Genomic DNA, 17,748 nt, shown 5'->3' with positions numbered 1-17,748 from the left:
GCGAGCGTCTCCGGAAAACATGACGGGAGATGTCAGGTTATCCCGGAACAGTGCGGGTGGCCGGCGAGCAGCGAGCTCGCGGGCCTTCGGAGTTCGAGGAGATGGATGACATGAACGATCCCCGCCCCCTGTACGAGCGCGCGGCCGAGCAGTTCGCCGGCCTGGTGAAGACGGTGACACCGGACCGGCTGGACGCTCCGACGCCCTGTCCCGAGTTCGACGTACGGGCGCTGCTCTCCCATGTCGTGGGCGGCACGCACCGGATCGCGCTCGTCGGCGAGGGAGGTGACGGTCTGTCGGTGCCCGCCCGCGCGGACGGCATCGCGGACGACGGCTGGAGCGCGGCGTACGACGTGGCGCGCAGCCGCTTCGCCGAGGCGTGGGCGGACGACGCGAAGCTGGCGCGTCCGGTGACGGTGCCGTGGGGCGCCGAGATCCCCGGAGCGGCCGCGGTGGGCGGCTACGTCATGGAGACCCTGGCCCACACCTGGGACCTGTCCCAGGCGCTGGGGCATCCCCTCCCGCTGGAGCAGGAACTGGCAGAGATCATCCTGCCGCTGGCCCGGGAGGTCCTCCCGGTCGAACCCCGCGGCGGACCCGTCCCCTTCGGGGCGGTGCAGGAAGCGCCGGAGGGCTCCGACGCGTACGCGCAGCTGGCGGCGTGGCTGGGCCGGACCGTGTGACGGCACGCCCCGGCCAGGGCCCCGGGAGCGGACGTCACCGCTCCTGGAGCCTGGCCGCCAGGTGCTCGATGCGCTGTCGCCAGGAATCCAGCGCGGCCCGGGTGTCCAGGTCCGCCGGGCCCGTCTGCGTCAGGACCAGGCGCGGGCCGTGGCCGGTGCCCTGGCCCAGTTCCCAGCGGACCTCGCCCTCGGAATGCCAGGCGTAGACGAGCAGTTCGGGGGCGCGGACCTCGACGACCGGTCCCGCGGGGGCCACGGGCGCGGTGAAACCCTCGGGCGCCGGGACCCCGGCCTCGGGAGTCCCGCCGCCGGCCAGGAGGTCCCACACCGTCCCGGCGGGGCGCACGAGCTGCCGCTCGAAGCGGATCCGCGGGCCGTCGGCCGTGTCCTCGACCGTGCCGGCGGCGAGGCCGAACCGCTCGACGTACGCCTCGTGCAGGGTGCCCGCCCTGTCCCCCTCGACGTCGGGCGCCCGGCCGTCGAGCAGTTGCGCCAGCGCGGTGATGCAGACGTGCCAGCCGGAGGCGAAGCTCGCGGCGCCGAACCGGTCGCCGAAGGTGTGCACCAGGGTCAGCAGGGAGCCCTCGCCGTCCGGTGCGATCTCCCAGCGCAGATGGTCCTCGCCCCAGGTGAAGGCGAACACGTGCGGCTCGTCCGCGTCGGTCACGGTGCCGGTCATGCCGGGCTCGGCCTCACCGGGGAACAGGAACCCGATGGCGCCGCCGGGACGCAGTTCCACGCTCACCTCGGAGGGAAACCACTGGGCAAGGTGTTCGGGCGTGGTGATCGCGGCCCAGACCTTCTTCGGCGGGTGCTCGAGACGGCGCTCCATCCGCAGCGCGTTGCGCCCGTCCTCGGTGGTGAGGGTGTCGGGGTGCGGGGTCATGAGGAGTCGTCCTCCATCGCGTCGAGATGGCGTTCGAGGGCATCGAGGCTCCCCGCCCAGAGATGGCGGTAGTGCGCGAGCCAGGCGTCGAGCTCCGCGAGGGGCTCGGGACTCAGCTCGTACCAGCGGCGCTGCGCGTCCTGCCGGACCCGGACCAGCCCGGCCTCGCGGAGCACGCGCAGGTGCTTGGAGGTACCGGGCTGGCTGAGGCCGAGCCGGTCGGTGAGCTCACCGACCAGATGCGGACGCTCCAGGAGCAGATCGAGGATTCTGCGCCTGCTGGGCTCCGCGAGCACGTCGAACGGTATGGGCATACCTCGAACATACTCATTGAGTTATATAACCGCAAGGGAATGAAGAGCTAGCGCGGCGCCTTCGCCAGCTGCCGGGACTGGGCGACGAGCCGGTCGCGGCTGTCCCAGACCTCGGCGTCCTCCTCCAGGAATCCTCCCGCGAGGTTGCGAGTGGTGATGGAGACCCGCAGCGGGCCGGGCGCCGGACGGCAGCGGATGTGTGTGGTGAGCTCCACCGTGGGGGTCCAGCCCGTCAGCCCGAGCTCGAACGAGGTCGGCGGCAGGGCGTCGACCGTCAGGAGCAGCGAGAAGGGGTCCGCGTCACGGCCGTCCGCGAGCGAGAACCAGCCGCGCATCTCCCCCTTGCCCGAAGGCGCCCCGACGGCCCAGCCGACGGTCGCCGGGTCGAGCCGGATGTTCAGCCGCTCGGTGATGGCGGAGCTGCCGGGGATCGCCACCGGGCCGTCCGCGGGGCCCAGACACTGCTCGTACGGGGCCATGGCCGGCGGGGCCGCGGTGGTGCGGACGTCGTCGGGGAGCGCGTCGAGATCGCCGTACGTGGCGAGCACGCGGATGCGCTCGACCTCCGTGCCGTCCTCCTCGAACTGGACCAGGGAGGCCTGACCGGTGGAGAGCGTGCGGCCGGTGCGGACGATCTCGGTACGGATCACCGCGGGTCCCGGCTGCGACGCGGTGAGGTAGTGCGCCGAGACGGTGAAGGGGTCCGGGTGCGGCAGGGCCTCGCCGAGGGCGCGGCCGAGAAGGGCCAGCAGGTACCCGCCGTTGACGGCGCGGACGATCGTCCAGCCCGCCGAGAGCTCCGCGTCGTAGACGCCCGGTGCGCGCAGGGACACAGCGGTGTCGCGGTCGAACTCGCTGTCCCCGATCGATGCCTGAACTGCCTGTGCCATACCGGTACGGTACAACAAGCCATTACTGAGCGGTAGCTTTTTCTGCTGCGGAGCGTCCCTCGGGGCGGCCTCGGACACCGGCTACGCCTCCTCCGCGGCGGACGAGCGCCGGTTCCAGGCACGGGGTGCGCGCCAGTTGAACCGCATCGCGGCCAGCCGGAGCAGGAAGGCGGTGATGACGGCGGTCCCGCTGGTGAACGCGTTCAGCACGTCGAAGCGGATGCACAGCACGACCATGGTCGCGCCGACGATGGCCGGGACGGCGTAGAGGTCGCGGTCCCAGCGCAGCAGGGACGGGACCTCGTTGGCGAGGACGTCCCTCAGCACACCGCCGCCGACCGCGGTCGCGAGGCCGAGCACCGCCGACGAGGTCAGGCTGAGCCCGTACTCGTACGCCTTGGTCGTGCCGGTGACGCAGAACAGGCCGAGGCCGGCGGCGTCGAAGACATTCACCCCGGACTGGATGCGCTCGACCTGCGGATGCAGGAAGAAGATCAGCGCGGCGGCGACCAGAGGCATGAGGAAGTACCCCAGGTCCGTGAAGGCTGCCGGGACGATCCCGATGACCAGGTCACGGAACAGCCCTCCGCCCAGCGCGGTGACCTCGGCGAGCACCGCGATGCCGAAGACGTCGAAGTTCTTGCGCACGGCGAGCAGTGCACCGGAGATCGCGAAGACGAAGATTCCGGCGAGGTCGAGCGAATGCTGGACGGAGGGCGTGAACAGTTCTTGGAGCACCGGACGATTGTGCCGGTTCTACTCCTTGGCGGTGTCCCCCGGGCCCTTGGCCTCGTCCGCGTCGGCGGCCTCGGCCGCCGGCGTCTCGGACACGGTGGTCGTGGCAACAGGGGCGTCGGGCTCGGCAGTCTCGGCCACCGGCGCCTCGGCCACAGCGGCCTCGGGCTCGGCGGCCTTGGTCACCGGCTTCTCCACCACGGGGGCCTCGGGCTCGGCGGCCTTCGTCACCGGCGTCTCGCTCACAGCAGGCCCGGCGACCGGGGCGTCGGCCGCGGCGGCCTCCGCCGACTCCTCCGACTTCGGCTTCGCGTCGACGATGTCGATCGCCTCCCGCGCCGACGCGATCACCACGTCCTGCGGGACCTGGTCCGGCGCGTTCTCCGGGTGGTGGCAGGCCACTTGCTGACCCGGCTTGAGGGCGATCAGCGGCGGCTCCTGCGTGGTGCAGATCTCCGTCGCCTTCCAGCACCGGGTGTGGAAGCGGCAGCCCGTCGGCGGCGAGATCGGCGAGGGCACATCGCCCTTGAGCAGGATGCGCTCGCTCTTGACGCCGCGACGACGCGGGTCGGGCACCGGCACCGCCGACATCAGCGCCTTCGTGTACGGGTGCATCGGCGCCTCGTACAGCGATTTGCGGTCCGCCAGCTCCACGATCTTGCCCAGGTACATGACCGCGATGCGGTCCGAGACGTGCCGGATCACCGACAGGTCGTGGGCGATGATCACGTAGGTGAGGCCCAGCTCTTCCTGGAGGTCGTCGAGCAGGTTCACCACCTGCGCCTGGATGGAGACGTCCAGCGCGGAGACCGGCTCGTCGGCCACGACCAGCTTCGGCTTCAGTGCGAGCGCGCGGGCGATGCCGATGCGCTGGCGCTGGCCGCCGGAGAACTCGTGCGGATAGCGGTTGTAGTGCTCGGGGTTGAGACCGACCAGGCCCAGCAGCCGCTGGACCTCCTTCTTGATCCCGCCCTCGGGCGTGACGCCCTGGAGCTTGAACGGCGCGCTGACGATCGAACCGACCGTGTGACGCGGGTTCAGCGAACCGTAGGGGTCCTGGAAGATCATCTGGACGTCCCGGCGCATCGGGCGCATGGCGCCCACGCCGAGGTGCGTGATGTCGGTGCCCTCGAACTCGATCGAGCCTCCGGTCGGTTCGAGGAGCCGGGTGATGAGCCGGCCCATCGTCGACTTGCCGCAGCCGGACTCGCCCACGACGCCGAGCGTCTCGCCGGGAAGCACGTCGAAGCTGATGCCGTCGACCGCCTGGACGGCGCCGGCCTGCCGGCGCAGCAGCCCCTTGGTGATCGGGAAGTGCTTGACCAGTCCGGTGACCTTGAGCAGCGGCTCGGGCGAGGAGGTGGCCTGCTCCGGGATCGTCATCTCGGAATCCTTTGTCTCGCTCACAGCTTCGGCGCAATCTCTTCGGTCCAGATCCGCGTGCGGTCCTCCTGCGACATGTGGCAGGCCGAGTGGTGCCGGCTGCCCACCTCACGCAGGTTCGGCCGCTCGGTGCGGGTGATGCCGCCCTTGGGCACATCGGCGTACGGGCACCGCGGGTGGAAGGCACAGCCACTGGGGATGTTGATCAGGCTGGGCGGGGAGCCCTTGACCGGGATGAGGCGTTCGGTCTGGTCGCGGTCGATGCGGGGCATCGAACCCAGCAGGCCCCAGGTGTAGGGGTGCTGCGGCTCGTAGAAGACCTTCTCGGCCGGACCGCGCTCGACGCAGCGGCCGCCGTACATCACCAGGATGTCGTCGGCCAGCTCGGCGACCACGCCCAGGTCGTGCGTGATGATGATGACCGCGGAGCCGAACTCCTTCTGCAGATCCCGGATCAGGTCCAGGATCTGCGCCTGGACGGTGACGTCCAGGGCGGTGGTCGGCTCGTCGGCGATGAGCAGCTCGGGGTTGTTGACGAGCGCCATCGCGATCATCGCGCGCTGCCGCATACCGCCCGAGAACTCGTGCGGGTAGCTGTCCACGCGCTTGTGGGGCTCCGGGATGCCCACCCGGTCCAGCAGCTGGACGGCGCGCTTCAGCGCCGTCTTCTTGTCCACCTTGTTGTGGACCTGGTACGCCTCACTGATCTGCTTGCCGATGGTGTAGTACGGGTGCATCGCGGACAGCGGATCCTGGAAGATCATCGCCATGTCGCGGCCGCGCAGGCGGCGCACCTCGTCCGGATCGGCGGACAGCAGTTCCTTGCCGTTCAGCCAGATCTCGCCGGACAGGTGGGCCTTCTGCCGGCCGTACTGGCCGACGCGGTGCAGGCCCATGATGCCGAGTGAGGTCACCGACTTGCCGGAGCCGGACTCGCCGACGATGCCGAGGGTCTTGCCCTTCTCCAGCTGGAAGGAGAGTCCGTCGACGGACTTCACCAGACCGTCGTCGGTGGGGAAGTGCACCTCGAGGTCGCGGACTTCGAGGAAGGCCGTCGAGGGGGCCGATCCCGCGGAGACGGGCTCGCCGACGGCGCCGGTCTTCGTCAGTTCGGTCATGAGAGCCTCACTCGGGGGTCGATCACTGCGTACATGAGGTCCACGACAAGGTTCGCGAGGACCACGAAGAAGGCCGAGATGAGGGTGACCCCGAGGATCACCGGCAGGTCGTGGTCGCTGATGGCCTTCACCGCGTTGTACCCGAGGCCGTGCAGCGAGAAGGTGCTCTCGGTGAGCACCGCGCCGCCGACCAGCGCTCCGAGGTCGAGGCCGAGGACCGTGAGGATCGGGGTCATCGTCGAGCGCATCGCGTGCTTGCCGATGACCACGGGTTCGGTGAGGCCCTTGGCCCGGGCGGTACGGATGTAGTCCTCGTTGAGGACCTCCAGCATGGTGGCCCGGGTGAGCCGCGCGTACATCGCGGCGTACAGGAAGGCCAGGGTGACCCACGGCAGGATCATGCCGTTGAACCAGGTCGCCGGATCATCACCGAATTCCGTGTCCGGGCGCCCGAACCAGCCGAGCTGGTCGGAGAAGAGCGCCAGGGACAGGATGCCGGTGAAGTAGATCGGCAGGGAGACACCGCCGAGGGCGATGCCCATTGCCGAACGGTCCAGCGGGGTACCGCGCTTGAGGGCGGAGACGATGCCGGTGGCGACACCGCCGATGACCCAGAGCACGACGGCACCGAGGGCGAGCGAGAGGGTGACCGGCAGCCACTCGAGGAGCAGCGGCCAGACCTCCTGCTCGGTCTTGAACGAGTACCCGAAGCAGGGCGCGGCGCACTGCGTCACGTCGGAACCGTTGGAGTACGTACGTCCGGCCACCAGCCCGACCATGAACTTGCCGAACTGGACCAGGATCGGGTCGTCCAGGCCCATCTTCTGCCGGATGCCCTCGATGGCGGCCGGGTCGGACTGCTTGCCGACGAAGTAAAGCGCCGGGTCCGTCCCGATCATCTTGGGGAACAGGAAGAAGATTCCGAAGGTCACCAGAGTGATGACCATCAGCATGACGATGACGGCGAAGATTCGCCGGATGAGATATGCAAGCACTGCGCTCGGCCCGACGGCGACCCGGGGGCCCTCTCTTCTGGAGAGGGCCCCGGGCCACCGCTCGCGGCCATCACCTGCCCTTCGTGCCTAGCGGGTGTGGCACTGGAACGTGAACTGACTGGGTTTTACTTGACGACGCCGAGCGAGGCGTAGTCGTAGCGGCCGTTGTAGGCGTCCGCGGTGTAGGCGTTGGTGAGGCGGGTGCTGCGCCAGGTGATCGTCTTGTCGTAGACGAAGGGAAGGTAGACAGCGGCCTCGGAGACCTTCTGGTTCATCTGCTTGTAGATCTCGCCGGCCTTGTCCGGGTCGGTCTCCGCGATGGCCTGGTCGAAGAGCTTGTTGACCGCCGGGTCGTTCAGCTCCGAGAAGTTGTTGTTGCCGCTCTGGAGGATGAAACGGCCGTCGACCAGCGGCTGGGAGAAGCCCTGTCCGGACGGGAAGTCCGCACCCCAGCCCATGATGATGATGCCGTAGCCCTTGTCCTTGACGACCTTCGGCGAACCGATGATGCCGGACGTCTGGGCGCCGTCGAACTGGTCGACCTGGGCGTCGATGCCGACCTGCTTCAGCGCGTTCTGCAGCGAGACGGCCGTGGCGACCTCGACCGGCTTGTTGTTGCGCACCGCGATGGTGGTCTTGAAGCCGTTCGGCTTGCCACAGGCCTTCAGCGCGGCCTTCGCCTTCTCGACGTTCGGCTTGCTGTCGTTCTTCAGGACCTCGTACGGGTCGTACGACGGGTCGGCGCCCTTGATGCCCGCGGGGAGCATGTTCGGGGCGATGTCGCCACCGGCCTGCGGGCCGCCACGGGCGGTCTGCAGGGACTTCTTGTCGGCGGCGTAGATGACCGCCTTGCGGCACTCGATGTTGTCGAACGGCGCGACCGTCTGCGGGAAGACCGCGTAACGGATGAAGCCGGTCTGGCCGTTGTCGAGGTTGCCCTTGTGCTCGCGGATCGCGGTGGTGCGGGCCGCCTGGCCGATGCCCGTCGCGTTGATGTCGATGTCGAAGTCACCCTTGAGCAGGCGCTTGTCCATGTCGTCCGCGTTGGTCATGAAGGTGACCGAGATGCTGTCCGGGAGCGCCTTGCGGATCGTGTCCGACGAGGCCTTCCAGTTGGCGTTGCGCGACAGCTTCATCGACTTGTTCGGCGAGTACGAGTCGATCTTGTACGGACCGTTGGAGAAGGGCTTCAGGCCGTACTTGGCGGCGGTGTCCTTCTCCTTCTTGACCGGAGAGGCGGCCGGCATGGCGAGCATCTGCTCGAAGTCGCCGTTCGGCTTCGGGAGCTTGAAGATGATGGTCTTCGCGTCCGGCGTCTCGATGGCCTTCAGGCCGAGCTTGTCGGCGGACTTGTCCTTGTAGGGGCCCTTGTACTCCGACTTCGGGTCCAGGACCTGCATCAGGTAGACCGGGCCGCCGGAGATGACGTCCTGGGCCCAGGTGCGCTCGATGCCGTACTTGATGTCCTGCGAGGTGACGGGCGTGCCGTCCTCCCACGTGACGTCGTCCTTCAGCGTGTACTTGTAGGTCTTGCCGTCGGGCGAGATCTCGGCCTTCGCGCTCGCGAGGTCCGGGACGAGCTCGGTGCTGCCCGCACCCGGCGACGGCTTGAAGCTGACCAGCTGGCGGGTGTAGTAGCGGGCGAAGTCCCACATGAAGCCGTAGTAACCGCGCTGCGGGTCCCACGAGTCGGCGTCCTGCGTGCCGACGAACTTGAGTTCACCGCCCTTCGCGGTGGACGCGTTGGCGACCTTGCCGATGCCGGCGTTGAAGCCGGGCGTCTTGCCGGCTCCGTCCTTGCCGTCGTCGTTGTTGCCGCCACAGGCCGTGGTGGTGAGCAGGGCCGCGAGCGCGACAGCCGTGCCTGCGGCAAGCCTGCGCTTCGACGTGCGATGGGTTGTCACGATGCTCGCAACCTCCGTGGTAGTCACGGCCCTTGAGGGCCGCGGGTTCTGGGCTGTCGCTCCTGACTGGTGGCAGGGGCTGTGGGTCCGCAGGGGCTTGTGCGGGGGTTCAGCGGGATCCCTTCGGATCCAGCGCATCCCGTACGCCGTCACCGAAGAGGTTGAAGGCGAGCACGGTGATGAAGATCGCCAGACCCGGGATGATCATGAACACCGGGTCGTCCTCGTAGGTGCGCACGGCCGTCTGGAGCATCTCGCCCCAGGACGGGGTGGGCGGCTTCACTCCGACACCCAGGAAGCTCAGCGCGGCCTCGGTGAGGATGTTGGTCGGGATCATCAGCGTCGTGTAGACGGTGATCGGCGCGACCAGGTTCGGCAGCAGCTCACGGAAGAGGATGTAGGACCGGCCGGCTCCCAGGCTGCGCGCCGCCTCGACGTACTCGCGTTCGCGCAGCGACAGGGTCTGGCCGCGCACGATGCGGCCGATGTAGGGCCAGCCGAAGAAGCCGATCACCAGGACCAGGACGGCGATGCGCAGTCCGGAGCCGGAGAAGCCGAACAGTTCGTTCGGGGTGACGGAGATCAGGGCGATGATGAAGAGCAGCTGCGGGAAGGCGAGCAGAAGGTCCATGACCCGGCTGATCGCCGCATCCACCCAGCCTCCGAAGTAGCCCGCGATGACACCGAAGAGGGTGCCGAGCGAGACGGCCACGAAGGCGGACAGGAAGGCGACCAGGAGCGAGATACGGGCGCCGTAGATGATCCGGCTGAAGACGTCACGGCCGTTGACCGGCTCGACTCCGAGCAGGAAGTCGGAGCTGATGCCGCCCCAGCTGCCGATCGGGGTGCCGAGGAGCGGGTCGATCTGGTCCTCGTGCAGCTCCTCCGGCGGGTGGCCGAACGCGTCCACGATCAGCGGAGCGAGGAGCGCGACCAGGACCAGCAGGAGCACCACGACCCCACCGGCCAGCGCGACCTTGTCCCGCTTGAGGCGGACCCAGGCGATCTTCCAGGGTGAACGCCCCTCGATGTCCTTCTGCGGGACATCGGCGGCGACATCGACGGCCGCGGTCTCGGCCGCGCTCGTGTCGTGCAGTGGTGCCGTCATCGTGGTGGGGACCCCTCTCGGCCGGTGGTGACCGACCCATGCCCGCCGCTGTAGCGGCTTCGTTCACATCAGTGGTGCAGTTGTGTGCGGTGCGAGGAAAGTTTGAAGAAGCAGGTCGTACGCGGGACCGAAGGGTCCTTGTTGCGGGGAGTCTTCAACGCTGCCGCGATCACCCGCCAGACCCCCCGGGGAATGTTTGCGTAAACGTGATGAGGGAAGCAGGTTTCCGTTATACGGACGGGACCGCCGACTGAGCGGAACGCCAAATAGCCCATATGGGACGGAAGTTCACCGATGCACCGCCCGTCACGCAGAGGCGCCTCATTCGAATACAAGGCGCTTCACGGGTTGCGCACACACAATCCGACCAGAACATCCGCGCAGGGCATGGAAAGAGGACGAATTCGCCCTCAGGAGCGGTGTGGTGGAAAAGCGGCCGGGGCCGGTCCGTTCAGTGGCCGTGGGGCGGCGGATAGCCGTAACCGCCACCCTGCGGGGCGCCGTGCGCATCACGGTCGTAGAACGGCCGGGAGTTGGCCCGGAGCCACATCGTGACGGGGTCGTACTCGTCGGACATCGCGACGGTGGACACCGGCAGTCCCTCCGGGACGGCCGCGATCGACTGCTGCATCATCGCGCGGACCGCGTCCACCGACTGCCGTCCCGTGTCGTACAGATCGAGCCCGATCGCCAGGTACGGGGCGCCGAGCGCGGGCTGCACCCAGGCGCGGCGCAACGAGCGGACGGCCGGGGTGCGGTGGGCGTTCTGCGAGAGCAGGGCGTAGAACTGCGGGATCTCGATGGCCGGCTCGGACAGCCGCAGCGGTCCCGCGGGCATCCGGTCGAGACCGGTGGCGATCCTGCGGAGGTCGGGCCAGGGGATGCCCACGCCGCCGCCGGGGGCGTGCGGATTGAGCCAGATGCCCCAGCGGTCGGGGTAGAGGGCGCGGGCGATGTCGAGGCCGCCGACGACCTCGTGCGCGCGGTTCCAGCCGGAGACGGCGAGCTCCTGGGCGGAGGTGACACAGGGGGCGTAGCCGACGCCGTCGACCTCCATGTTCCCGTACTGGGCGTCGGGCGAGCCCGCACGGCCGTGCCAGAGCAGCATCCAGACCTGGCCGCTCGCCGGGTCGGCCAGCGCCTTCAGCAGCGCCTCGTACGCGTCGTAGCGTCCGGGAGTCACCTGGCGCAGCATGTGCTCGACCTGCCCGGCCGCCGCGGTGCCTGACGCACTCACTCTGGGTTCCGCCCCTCTTCGCATCACGATTCAGCAGGCCATGAAACCAGCTTAATCGGCCGTTTCGACACCGACTTGACGACTACACGTGCTCTCGTTGGTAGAACGGCCGCACCCGCGCCAGCATCCAGTCGGCGACGGGGTCCTGGGCGACGTCCAGCAGGACGAGGCTGACCGGCCAGCCGACCTGGACCCGGCCGAGCGCCCGACCGAGGGCGTCCATGGGCGCGTTGCTGCCGACCGCGTCCCAGCCGGACAGCTGCACACCGATGAACAGGGTGGGCGGATCGCCCTCGATGGACGCGAGCGCCCGCCGGGCGGTGACGACGACTCCGGACTCCTGGAACTCACCGGCCGCGGCGGCCAGGAAGTCGACGGGCTCCTCCTGCCAGTCCGGCTCGAACAGCCGCACCCGCCCGCCGCTCGGCGCGCCTGCGCCGGCCTGCGCGTCGCCCGGTTCGTGCCGTCCGGCCCGGCAGAGCTCCGCCACGGCGGACGGCGGCAGCGGTGTGCCGACGACACCGCCCGGGTTGACGGCGATGCCGAGCTGCGGGGGCAGCCCGCGGGCGAACTCGCGCGCGGGCGCCACGGTGAAGGGCATGTGGCTGCCCACACAGGTCAGGAACTGGTGCTCGGAGCTGAAGACCGGCACATACGCCTGACCCTCGATCTCCGTGGTGGGCAGATCGAGGTTCGGACTGTCCGGGCCGCCGCCGTTGGGCAGTGGCACCCAGAGGAAGCTGCGGCCGAGGACCTCCACGAGCCGGCCCCCGGCGGCCGGGTTGCCGAGCGAGGCGCCGAGCACCTCTTCGAGCTCGTTCGCCGGCCAGCCGCCGGACGGATGCGGATGCGCCTGTCCCGGAATGGTCATGTGCTGGTCTCTCCCCCGGCTCTCCTCTGTGCTTCCCCCGACCCTAATGTGCGCGCCGGCCGGGCCGGGGACGGGGCCGGACGATCACTCCTCGCCGAAACCGACCCGTGACAGCACGGTCGCCGCGTCCCGGTCGAGCAGCACCGCCGAGGCGCAGCCGGCGGGCAGCTTCCCGGCCTCCGCGTCGCCGATCAGCCGGCCCACGGCACGCTGGTGCCGGGCGAAGGCGTAACCGGACACCCCGCGGCCCCGCTCGCGCTGTCCCTGGCGGGCGATCCCCGGAGAGACGTCGAGGAGGACGAGGTGGAGCGCACTGCCGCGGCGCCGCGCCTCCCGGCCCAGCCAGCGCCGCACCCAGGTCTGGGTTCCGCAGTCGTGCACGACCACGCTCTCGCCGGAGCGCAGGGCCCGGCGCAGGCCCGCGTAGTGGGCGAGCCGCACGAAGGGGCGGTAGACGGCGTACGGGAGGAGTCTCGGCATCCTCGCGTCCCAGCGGTCCCGCGTGTCCTGGGAGTCGATCCGCCGGCCGCTCGCCGCGCGCCTGATCAGCGTGGACTTCCCGCTGCCGGGCAGGCCCGACACCACCACGACGTCGCCCGCGGCGAACCCCAGGCTGCGCGGGCTGCGCCCCGCGCGGTCCCGCAGGTCACGCAGCACGGGCGCCGCTCCCAGGACGTCGCCGGTCTCTCGGGCGGGTACCTGCGGCGGCGCAGGCACTCCCGCGGCGGTCGCATATGCACCGGACTGCTGCAAAGTCATCACCCTCCCCCTGTCGGGTCACCCCACACACTTGCCCATGGAGCGTAAAGAAATGGTAATGCGACGAGGTCGATTTGCCGCTGAGGAGCGCCGCGCCGTCCGCAGAAAGCTCCGGAGCCGTCCACTCCGTCCCCGAGGCCTCCGGCCTGGGGGGACGCCCTTTGGCGCGATGCGTGCAATGATGTGCCCGCCAACTGCATACCGGCCGCTTGAATCCACGCGGGAGAGTCCTGGCCACTGTGTGCGCCGGGCGCCGAAGGAGCAAGTCCCTCCCTTGAATCTCTCAGGCCCCGTACCGCGTGTGATGAGGCAGATCTGAAAAGCGAGCCGCGTTCGAGTGGCTCCACCCAAGGTGCAAGTCACGTCCACCAGTACGTGTGGTCGGGACGAACCTCTCAGGTTCCGATGACAGATGGGGAGGATTGTCCTCGCCGGCCATGCCCTGGGAGTCACATCCATGACCAGTTCCCCCCGTCTCACCGCCCTCGATGCCCTGCATCGCTCGCTGGGCGCGACCATGACCGACTTCGCGGGCTGGGACATGCCCCTGCGGTACGCCAGTGAGCGCGACGAGCACACCGCGGTCCGCACCCGGGCCGGTCTCTTCGACCTCTCCCACATGGGCGAGATCACCGTCACCGGCCCGCAGGCCGTGGACCTGCTGAACTACGCGCTCGTCGGCAACATCGGCACTGTGGGCACCGGCCGTGCCCGCTACACGATGATCTGCCAGGAGGACGGCGGCATCGTCGACGACCTGATCGTCTACCGCCTGGCCGACACCGAGTACATGGTCGTCGCCAACGCGGGCAACGCCCAGATCGTGCTGGACGCGCTGACCGAGCGCGCCGCGGGCTTCGACGCCGAGGTCCGCGACGACCGCGACGCCTACGCGCTGATCGCGGTCCAGGGCCCCGAGTCGCCCGGCATCCTGCAGTCGCTCACCGACGCCGACCTCGACGGGCTGAAGTACTACGCGGGCCTGCCCGGTACCGTCGCGGGCGTCCCGGCGCTGATCGCCCGTACCGGCTACACCGGCGAGGACGGCTTCGAGCTCTTCGCCCTGCCGCAGCACGCGGAGAAGCTGTGGCAGGCGCTGACCGAGGCGGGCGCCCCGGCCGGACTGATCCCGTGCGGGCTCTCCTGCCGCGACACGCTGCGCCTGGAGGCGGGCATGCCGCTGTACGGGCACGAGCTGACCACGGCGCTCACGCCCTTCGACGCCGGCCTCGGCCGGGTCGTGAAGTTCGAGAAGGACGGCGACTTCGTCGGCCGTCAGGCGCTTCAGGCCGCCGCCGAGCGGGCCGAGACCGCACCGCCGCGCAAGCTCGTCGGTCTGATCGCCGAGGGTCGCCGGGTGCCGCGCGCCGGGATGTCCGTGGTCGCCGGCGGCCAGGTCGTCGGCGAGGTCACCTCGGGCGCCCCGAGCCCCACGCTCGGCAAGCCGATCGCGATGGCCTACGTGGACGCGGTCCACGCGGCGCCGGGCACGGAGGGTGTCGGGGTCGACATCCGCGGTACCCATGAGCCGTACGAGGTCGTCGCGCTGCCGTTCTACAAGCGCCAGAAGTGATCGTCCGCACTCCCCCCTCGTTCCCCAGCACTCCCCCGCGTACAGGAGAATTCAGGCCATGAGCAACCCCCAGCAGCTGCGCTACAGCAAGGAGCACGAGTGGCTGACGGCCGCCGAGAACGGCGTGTCGGCGGTCGGCATCACGGAGCACGCGGCCAACGCGCTCGGCGACGTGGTGTACGTACAGCTCCCGGAGGTCGGCGACACGGTGACCGCGGGCGAGACCTGCGGTGAGCTGGAGTCGACCAAGTCCGTCAGCGACCTGTACTCCCCGGTCAGCGGTGAGGTCACGGAGACCAACGAGGACGTCGTCAACGACCCGTCGCTGGTGAACACGGCCCCCTTCGAGGGTGGCTGGCTCTTCAAGGTGCGCGTCTCGGAGGAGCCGAAGGATCTGCTCTCCGCGGACGAGTACACCGAGTTCTCCGGCAACTGACCACCCTCACGACAGGGACTGTGATTCCGCGATGTCGACTCTGAACACCCCTCTTCACGAACTGGACCCGGACGTCGCCGCTGCGCTCGACGCCGAACTCCACCGTCAGCAGTCCACCCTCGAGATGATCGCCTCGGAGAACTTCGCTCCGGTCGCGGTCATGGAGGCCCAGGGCTCGGTCCTCACCAACAAGTACGCCGAGGGCTACCCCGGCCGCCGTTACTACGGCGGCTGTGAGCACGTCGACGTGGTCGAGCAGATCGCCATCGACCGCATCAAGGCGCTGTTCGGCGCCGAGCACGCCAATGTCCAGCCCCACTCGGGCGCCCAGGCGAACGCGGCCGCGATGTTCGCGCTGCTGAAGCCGGGCGACACGATCATGGGTCTGAACCTCGCGCACGGCGGGCACCTGACCCACGGCATGAAGATCAACTTCTCCGGCAAGCTCTACAACGTGGTCCCCTACCACGTCGACGCCACCGGCCAGGTCGACATGGCCGAGGTCGAGAAGCTCGCCAAGGAGTCCAAGCCGCAGCTGATCGTGGCCGGCTGGTCCGCGTACCCGCGTCAGCTGGACTTCGCCGCCTTCCGCCGGATCGCGGACGAGGTCGGCGCCTACCTGATGGTCGACATGGCGCACTTCGCGGGCCTCGTCGCCGCCGGGCTGCACCCCAACCCGGTGCCGCACGCCCATGTGGTCACCACCACCACGCACAAGACGCTGGGCGGACCCCGCGGCGGGGTGATCCTGTCGACGCAGGAACTCGCCAAGAAGATCAACTCCGCGGTCTTCCCCGGCCAGCAGGGCGGCCCGCTGGAGCACGTCATCGCGGCGAAGGCGGTCTCCTTCAAGGTCGCGGCCAGTGAGGAGTTCAAGGAGCGCCAGCAGCGCACCCTGGACGGCGCCCGCATCCTGGCCGAGCGTCTGGTCCGGGCCGATGTGACCGAGCACGGCGTCTCGGTGCTGTCGGGCGGCACGGACGTGCACCTGGTCCTGGTGGACCTGCGCAACTCCGAGCTCGACGGCCAGCAGGCCGAGGACCGGCTCCACGAGCTGGGCATCACGGTCAACCGCAACGCGATCCCGAACGACCCGCGGCCGCCGATGGTGACCTCGGGTCTGCGGATCGGCACCCCGGCGCTGGCCACCCGCGGCTTCCAGGACGAGGACTTCCGCGAGGTGGCGGACATCATCGCCGAGGCGCTGAAGCCGTCGTACGACAGCGACGCCCTGCGTGCCCGGGTCTCCGAGCTCGCCGCGAAGCACCCGCTGTACCCCGGTCTGAAGTAGTTTCGTACTCTTTTTGACAGGAAACCTCGGGGCACCGCGCACACTGGGCTGTGAGCGCGGTGCCCTCCCCCTTGTTCCGCCTTGTTCCGCGCCTGCTCGCACCACCCCGGCAGACAACGGCGTCTACCAACGTTCTAGGAGTCACCCCGTGGCCATCTCGGTCTTCGACCTGTTCTCGATCGGCATCGGCCCGTCCAGCTCCCACACGGTCGGCCCGATGCGCGCGGCCCGTATGTTCGCCCACCGTCTGAAGAACGAGGGCGTACTGGACCGGACCGCCACCGTCCGGGCGGAGCTGTTCGGCTCGCTCGGTGCCACCGGCCACGGCCACGGCACCCCCAAGGCCGTCCTGCTCGGCCTGGAGGGGCACTCGCCCCGCACCGTCGACGTCGAGTCGGCGGACGCCGAGGTGGAGCGCATCCGCACCGATCGCCGCCTCCGGCTGCTCGGTGTGCAGGAGATCGACTTCGACTTCGACGAGCACCTGGTGCTGCACCGCCGCAAGACGCTGCCGTACCACGCCAACGGCATGACGGTCTTCGCGTACGACAGCGAGGGCGCGAGCCTGCTGGAGAAGACGTACTACTCCGTGGGCGGCGGCTTCGTCGTGGACGAGGACGCCGTCGGCGAGGACCGGATCAAGCTCGACGACACCGTGCTGAAGTACCCCTTCCGCACCGGCGACGAGCTGCTGCGGCTCACCCAGGAGACCGGCCTGTCCATCTCCGCCCTGATGCTGGAGAACGAGAAGGCCTGGCGCACCGAGGAGGAGATCCGCGAGGGGCTGCTGGAGATCTGGCGGGTCATGCAGGCCTGCGTCTCGCGCGGCATGTCCCGCGAGGGCATCCTGCCGGGCGGCCTCAAGGTCCGCCGTCGCGCCGCCAACTCCGCCCGCCAGCTGCGGGCCGAGGGCGACCCGCTGGCCCGTGCGATGGAGTGGATCACTCTGTACGCGATGGCCGTGAACGAGGAGAACGCGGCGGGCGGCCGGGTCGTCACCGCGCCCACCAACGGCGCCGCGGGCATCATCCCCGCCGTGCTGCACTACTACATGAACTTCGTGCCCGGCGCGGACGAGGAGGGCGTCGTCCGCTTCATGCTCTCCGCCGGTGCGATCGGCATGCTGTTCAAGGAGAACGCCTCCATCTCCGGCGCCGAGGTCGGCTGCCAGGGCGAGGTCGGCTCCGCCTGCTCGATGGCCGCGGGCGCGCTCGCGGAGGTGCTCGGCGGCAGCCCCGAGCAGGTCGAGAACGCCGCGGAGATCGGCATGGAGCACAACCTCGGTCTGACCTGCGACCCGGTCGGCGGCCTGGTACAGATCCCATGCATCGAGCGCAACGGCATGGCCGCGGTGAAGGCCGTGACGGCGGCGAAGATGGCGATGCGCGGCGACGGCAGCCACAAGGTGTCGCTCGACAAGGTCATCAAGACCATGAAGGAGACCGGCGCGGACATGTCGGTGAAGTACAAGGAGACCGCGCGCGGCGGACTCGCGGTGAACATCATCGAGTGCTGAGAGCCGCAATCGCGGCACCACAGTGCGGCCCCCGGCGCTCCGCCGGGGG

The 17,748-nt window shown here is 69.5% G+C and carries 17 protein-coding genes and 1 riboswitch; of the genes, 5 read left to right on the top strand and 12 right to left on the bottom strand.

Annotated features, from left to right (window positions below):
- Positions 1-110: 110 nt before the first annotated feature.
- Positions 111-683: a TIGR03086 family metal-binding protein gene (locus ACQPWZ_RS25575; RefSeq protein WP_405572950.1), complete on the top strand. Its 573-nt coding sequence runs from the start codon at positions 111-113 to the stop codon at positions 681-683.
- A 34-nt stretch (positions 684-717) separates the two neighbouring features.
- Here ACQPWZ_RS25575 and ACQPWZ_RS25570 read toward each other — a convergent pair whose 3' ends face one another.
- The 12 genes from ACQPWZ_RS25570 to ACQPWZ_RS25515 all read right to left on the bottom strand — a co-directional run bounded on the left by ACQPWZ_RS25570 (position 718) and on the right by ACQPWZ_RS25515 (position 12,883).
- Positions 718-1,569: an SRPBCC family protein gene (locus tag ACQPWZ_RS25570; protein WP_433572472.1), complete on the bottom strand. Its 852-nt coding sequence runs from the start codon at positions 1,567-1,569 to the stop codon at positions 718-720.
- Positions 1,566-1,883 carry an ArsR/SmtB family transcription factor gene (locus ACQPWZ_RS25565; protein ID WP_313943951.1) on the bottom strand — a complete coding sequence of 106 codons (318 nt, stop codon included), beginning with the start codon at positions 1,881-1,883 and terminating at the stop codon, positions 1,566-1,568. Before ACQPWZ_RS25565 ends, ACQPWZ_RS25570 begins: the two co-directional genes overlap by 4 nt.
- Before the next feature lie 47 nt (positions 1,884-1,930).
- Positions 1,931-2,773: a thioesterase family protein gene (locus ACQPWZ_RS25560; RefSeq protein WP_433572471.1), complete on the bottom strand. Its 843-nt coding sequence runs from the start codon at positions 2,771-2,773 to the stop codon at positions 1,931-1,933.
- Between the two features lie 81 nt (positions 2,774-2,854).
- Positions 2,855-3,511, bottom strand: coding sequence for a trimeric intracellular cation channel family protein (locus ACQPWZ_RS25555; RefSeq protein WP_340475549.1), 657 nt, complete (start codon positions 3,509-3,511; stop codon positions 2,855-2,857).
- Positions 3,512-3,529: 18 nt separating this feature from the next.
- Complete coding sequence (locus ACQPWZ_RS25550) at positions 3,530-4,891, bottom strand: ABC transporter ATP-binding protein (protein WP_433572470.1); 1,362 nt, start codon at positions 4,889-4,891, stop codon at positions 3,530-3,532.
- A gap of 20 nt (positions 4,892-4,911) precedes the next feature.
- The gene (locus ACQPWZ_RS25545; RefSeq protein WP_340475547.1) at positions 4,912-6,009 is read right to left on the bottom strand and encodes an ABC transporter ATP-binding protein; all 1,098 of its coding nucleotides are present in this window, start codon (positions 6,007-6,009) and stop codon (positions 4,912-4,914) included.
- Entirely contained in the window at positions 6,006-7,004 is a 999-nt protein-coding gene (locus ACQPWZ_RS25540) for an ABC transporter permease (protein ID WP_433572469.1), read from the bottom strand. Before ACQPWZ_RS25540 ends, ACQPWZ_RS25545 begins: the two co-directional genes overlap by 4 nt.
- 125 nt (positions 7,005-7,129) lie before the next feature.
- Positions 7,130-8,908: an ABC transporter substrate-binding protein gene (locus ACQPWZ_RS25535; RefSeq protein ID WP_340475545.1), complete on the bottom strand. Its 1,779-nt coding sequence runs from the start codon at positions 8,906-8,908 to the stop codon at positions 7,130-7,132.
- A 109-nt stretch (positions 8,909-9,017) separates the two neighbouring features.
- The gene (locus tag ACQPWZ_RS25530; RefSeq protein ID WP_340475544.1) at positions 9,018-10,016 is read right to left on the bottom strand and encodes an ABC transporter permease; all 999 of its coding nucleotides are present in this window, start codon (positions 10,014-10,016) and stop codon (positions 9,018-9,020) included.
- A gap of 451 nt (positions 10,017-10,467) precedes the next feature.
- Positions 10,468-11,253 carry an enhanced serine sensitivity protein SseB C-terminal domain-containing protein gene (locus ACQPWZ_RS25525; RefSeq protein ID WP_327679961.1) on the bottom strand — a complete coding sequence of 262 codons (786 nt, stop codon included), beginning with the start codon at positions 11,251-11,253 and terminating at the stop codon, positions 10,468-10,470.
- 82 nt (positions 11,254-11,335) lie between these two features.
- Positions 11,336-12,124 carry an enhanced serine sensitivity protein SseB gene (locus ACQPWZ_RS25520; protein WP_340475543.1) on the bottom strand — a complete coding sequence of 263 codons (789 nt, stop codon included), beginning with the start codon at positions 12,122-12,124 and terminating at the stop codon, positions 11,336-11,338.
- Positions 12,125-12,208: 84 nt separating this feature from the next.
- Entirely contained in the window at positions 12,209-12,883 is a 675-nt protein-coding gene (locus tag ACQPWZ_RS25515; protein WP_383236755.1) for an AAA family ATPase, read from the bottom strand.
- 210 nt (positions 12,884-13,093) lie between these two features.
- A riboswitch (glycine riboswitch) is annotated at positions 13,094-13,191 on the top strand.
- A gap of 149 nt (positions 13,192-13,340) precedes the next feature.
- Here ACQPWZ_RS25515 and gcvT point away from each other — a divergent pair.
- From gcvT to ACQPWZ_RS25495, 4 genes are all read left to right on the top strand, one after another.
- On the top strand, positions 13,341-14,456 hold the full coding sequence (gcvT, locus tag ACQPWZ_RS25510) for a glycine cleavage system aminomethyltransferase GcvT (protein ID WP_356698935.1): 1,116 nt from the start codon (positions 13,341-13,343) through the stop codon (positions 14,454-14,456).
- A gap of 58 nt (positions 14,457-14,514) precedes the next feature.
- Entirely contained in the window at positions 14,515-14,892 is a 378-nt protein-coding gene (gcvH, locus tag ACQPWZ_RS25505; protein ID WP_327679969.1) for a glycine cleavage system protein GcvH, read from the top strand.
- Between the two features lie 31 nt (positions 14,893-14,923).
- A complete protein-coding gene (glyA, locus tag ACQPWZ_RS25500) occupies positions 14,924-16,183 on the top strand; it encodes a serine hydroxymethyltransferase (RefSeq protein WP_340475539.1) in 1,260 nt (419 codons plus the stop codon).
- Between the two features lie 148 nt (positions 16,184-16,331).
- Positions 16,332-17,699, top strand: a complete 1,368-nt coding sequence (locus ACQPWZ_RS25495) for an L-serine ammonia-lyase (RefSeq protein ID WP_356698938.1) — start codon at positions 16,332-16,334, stop codon at positions 17,697-17,699.
- The last annotated feature ends 49 nt before the right edge of the window (positions 17,700-17,748 follow it).

This window comes from Streptomyces sp. CA-251247 (genome assembly GCF_050952975.1).
Taxonomy (GTDB): Bacteria; Actinomycetota; Actinomycetes; order Streptomycetales; family Streptomycetaceae; genus Streptomyces; species Streptomyces achmelvichensis.
This window is presented reverse-complemented; position numbering and strand designations above follow the sequence as displayed.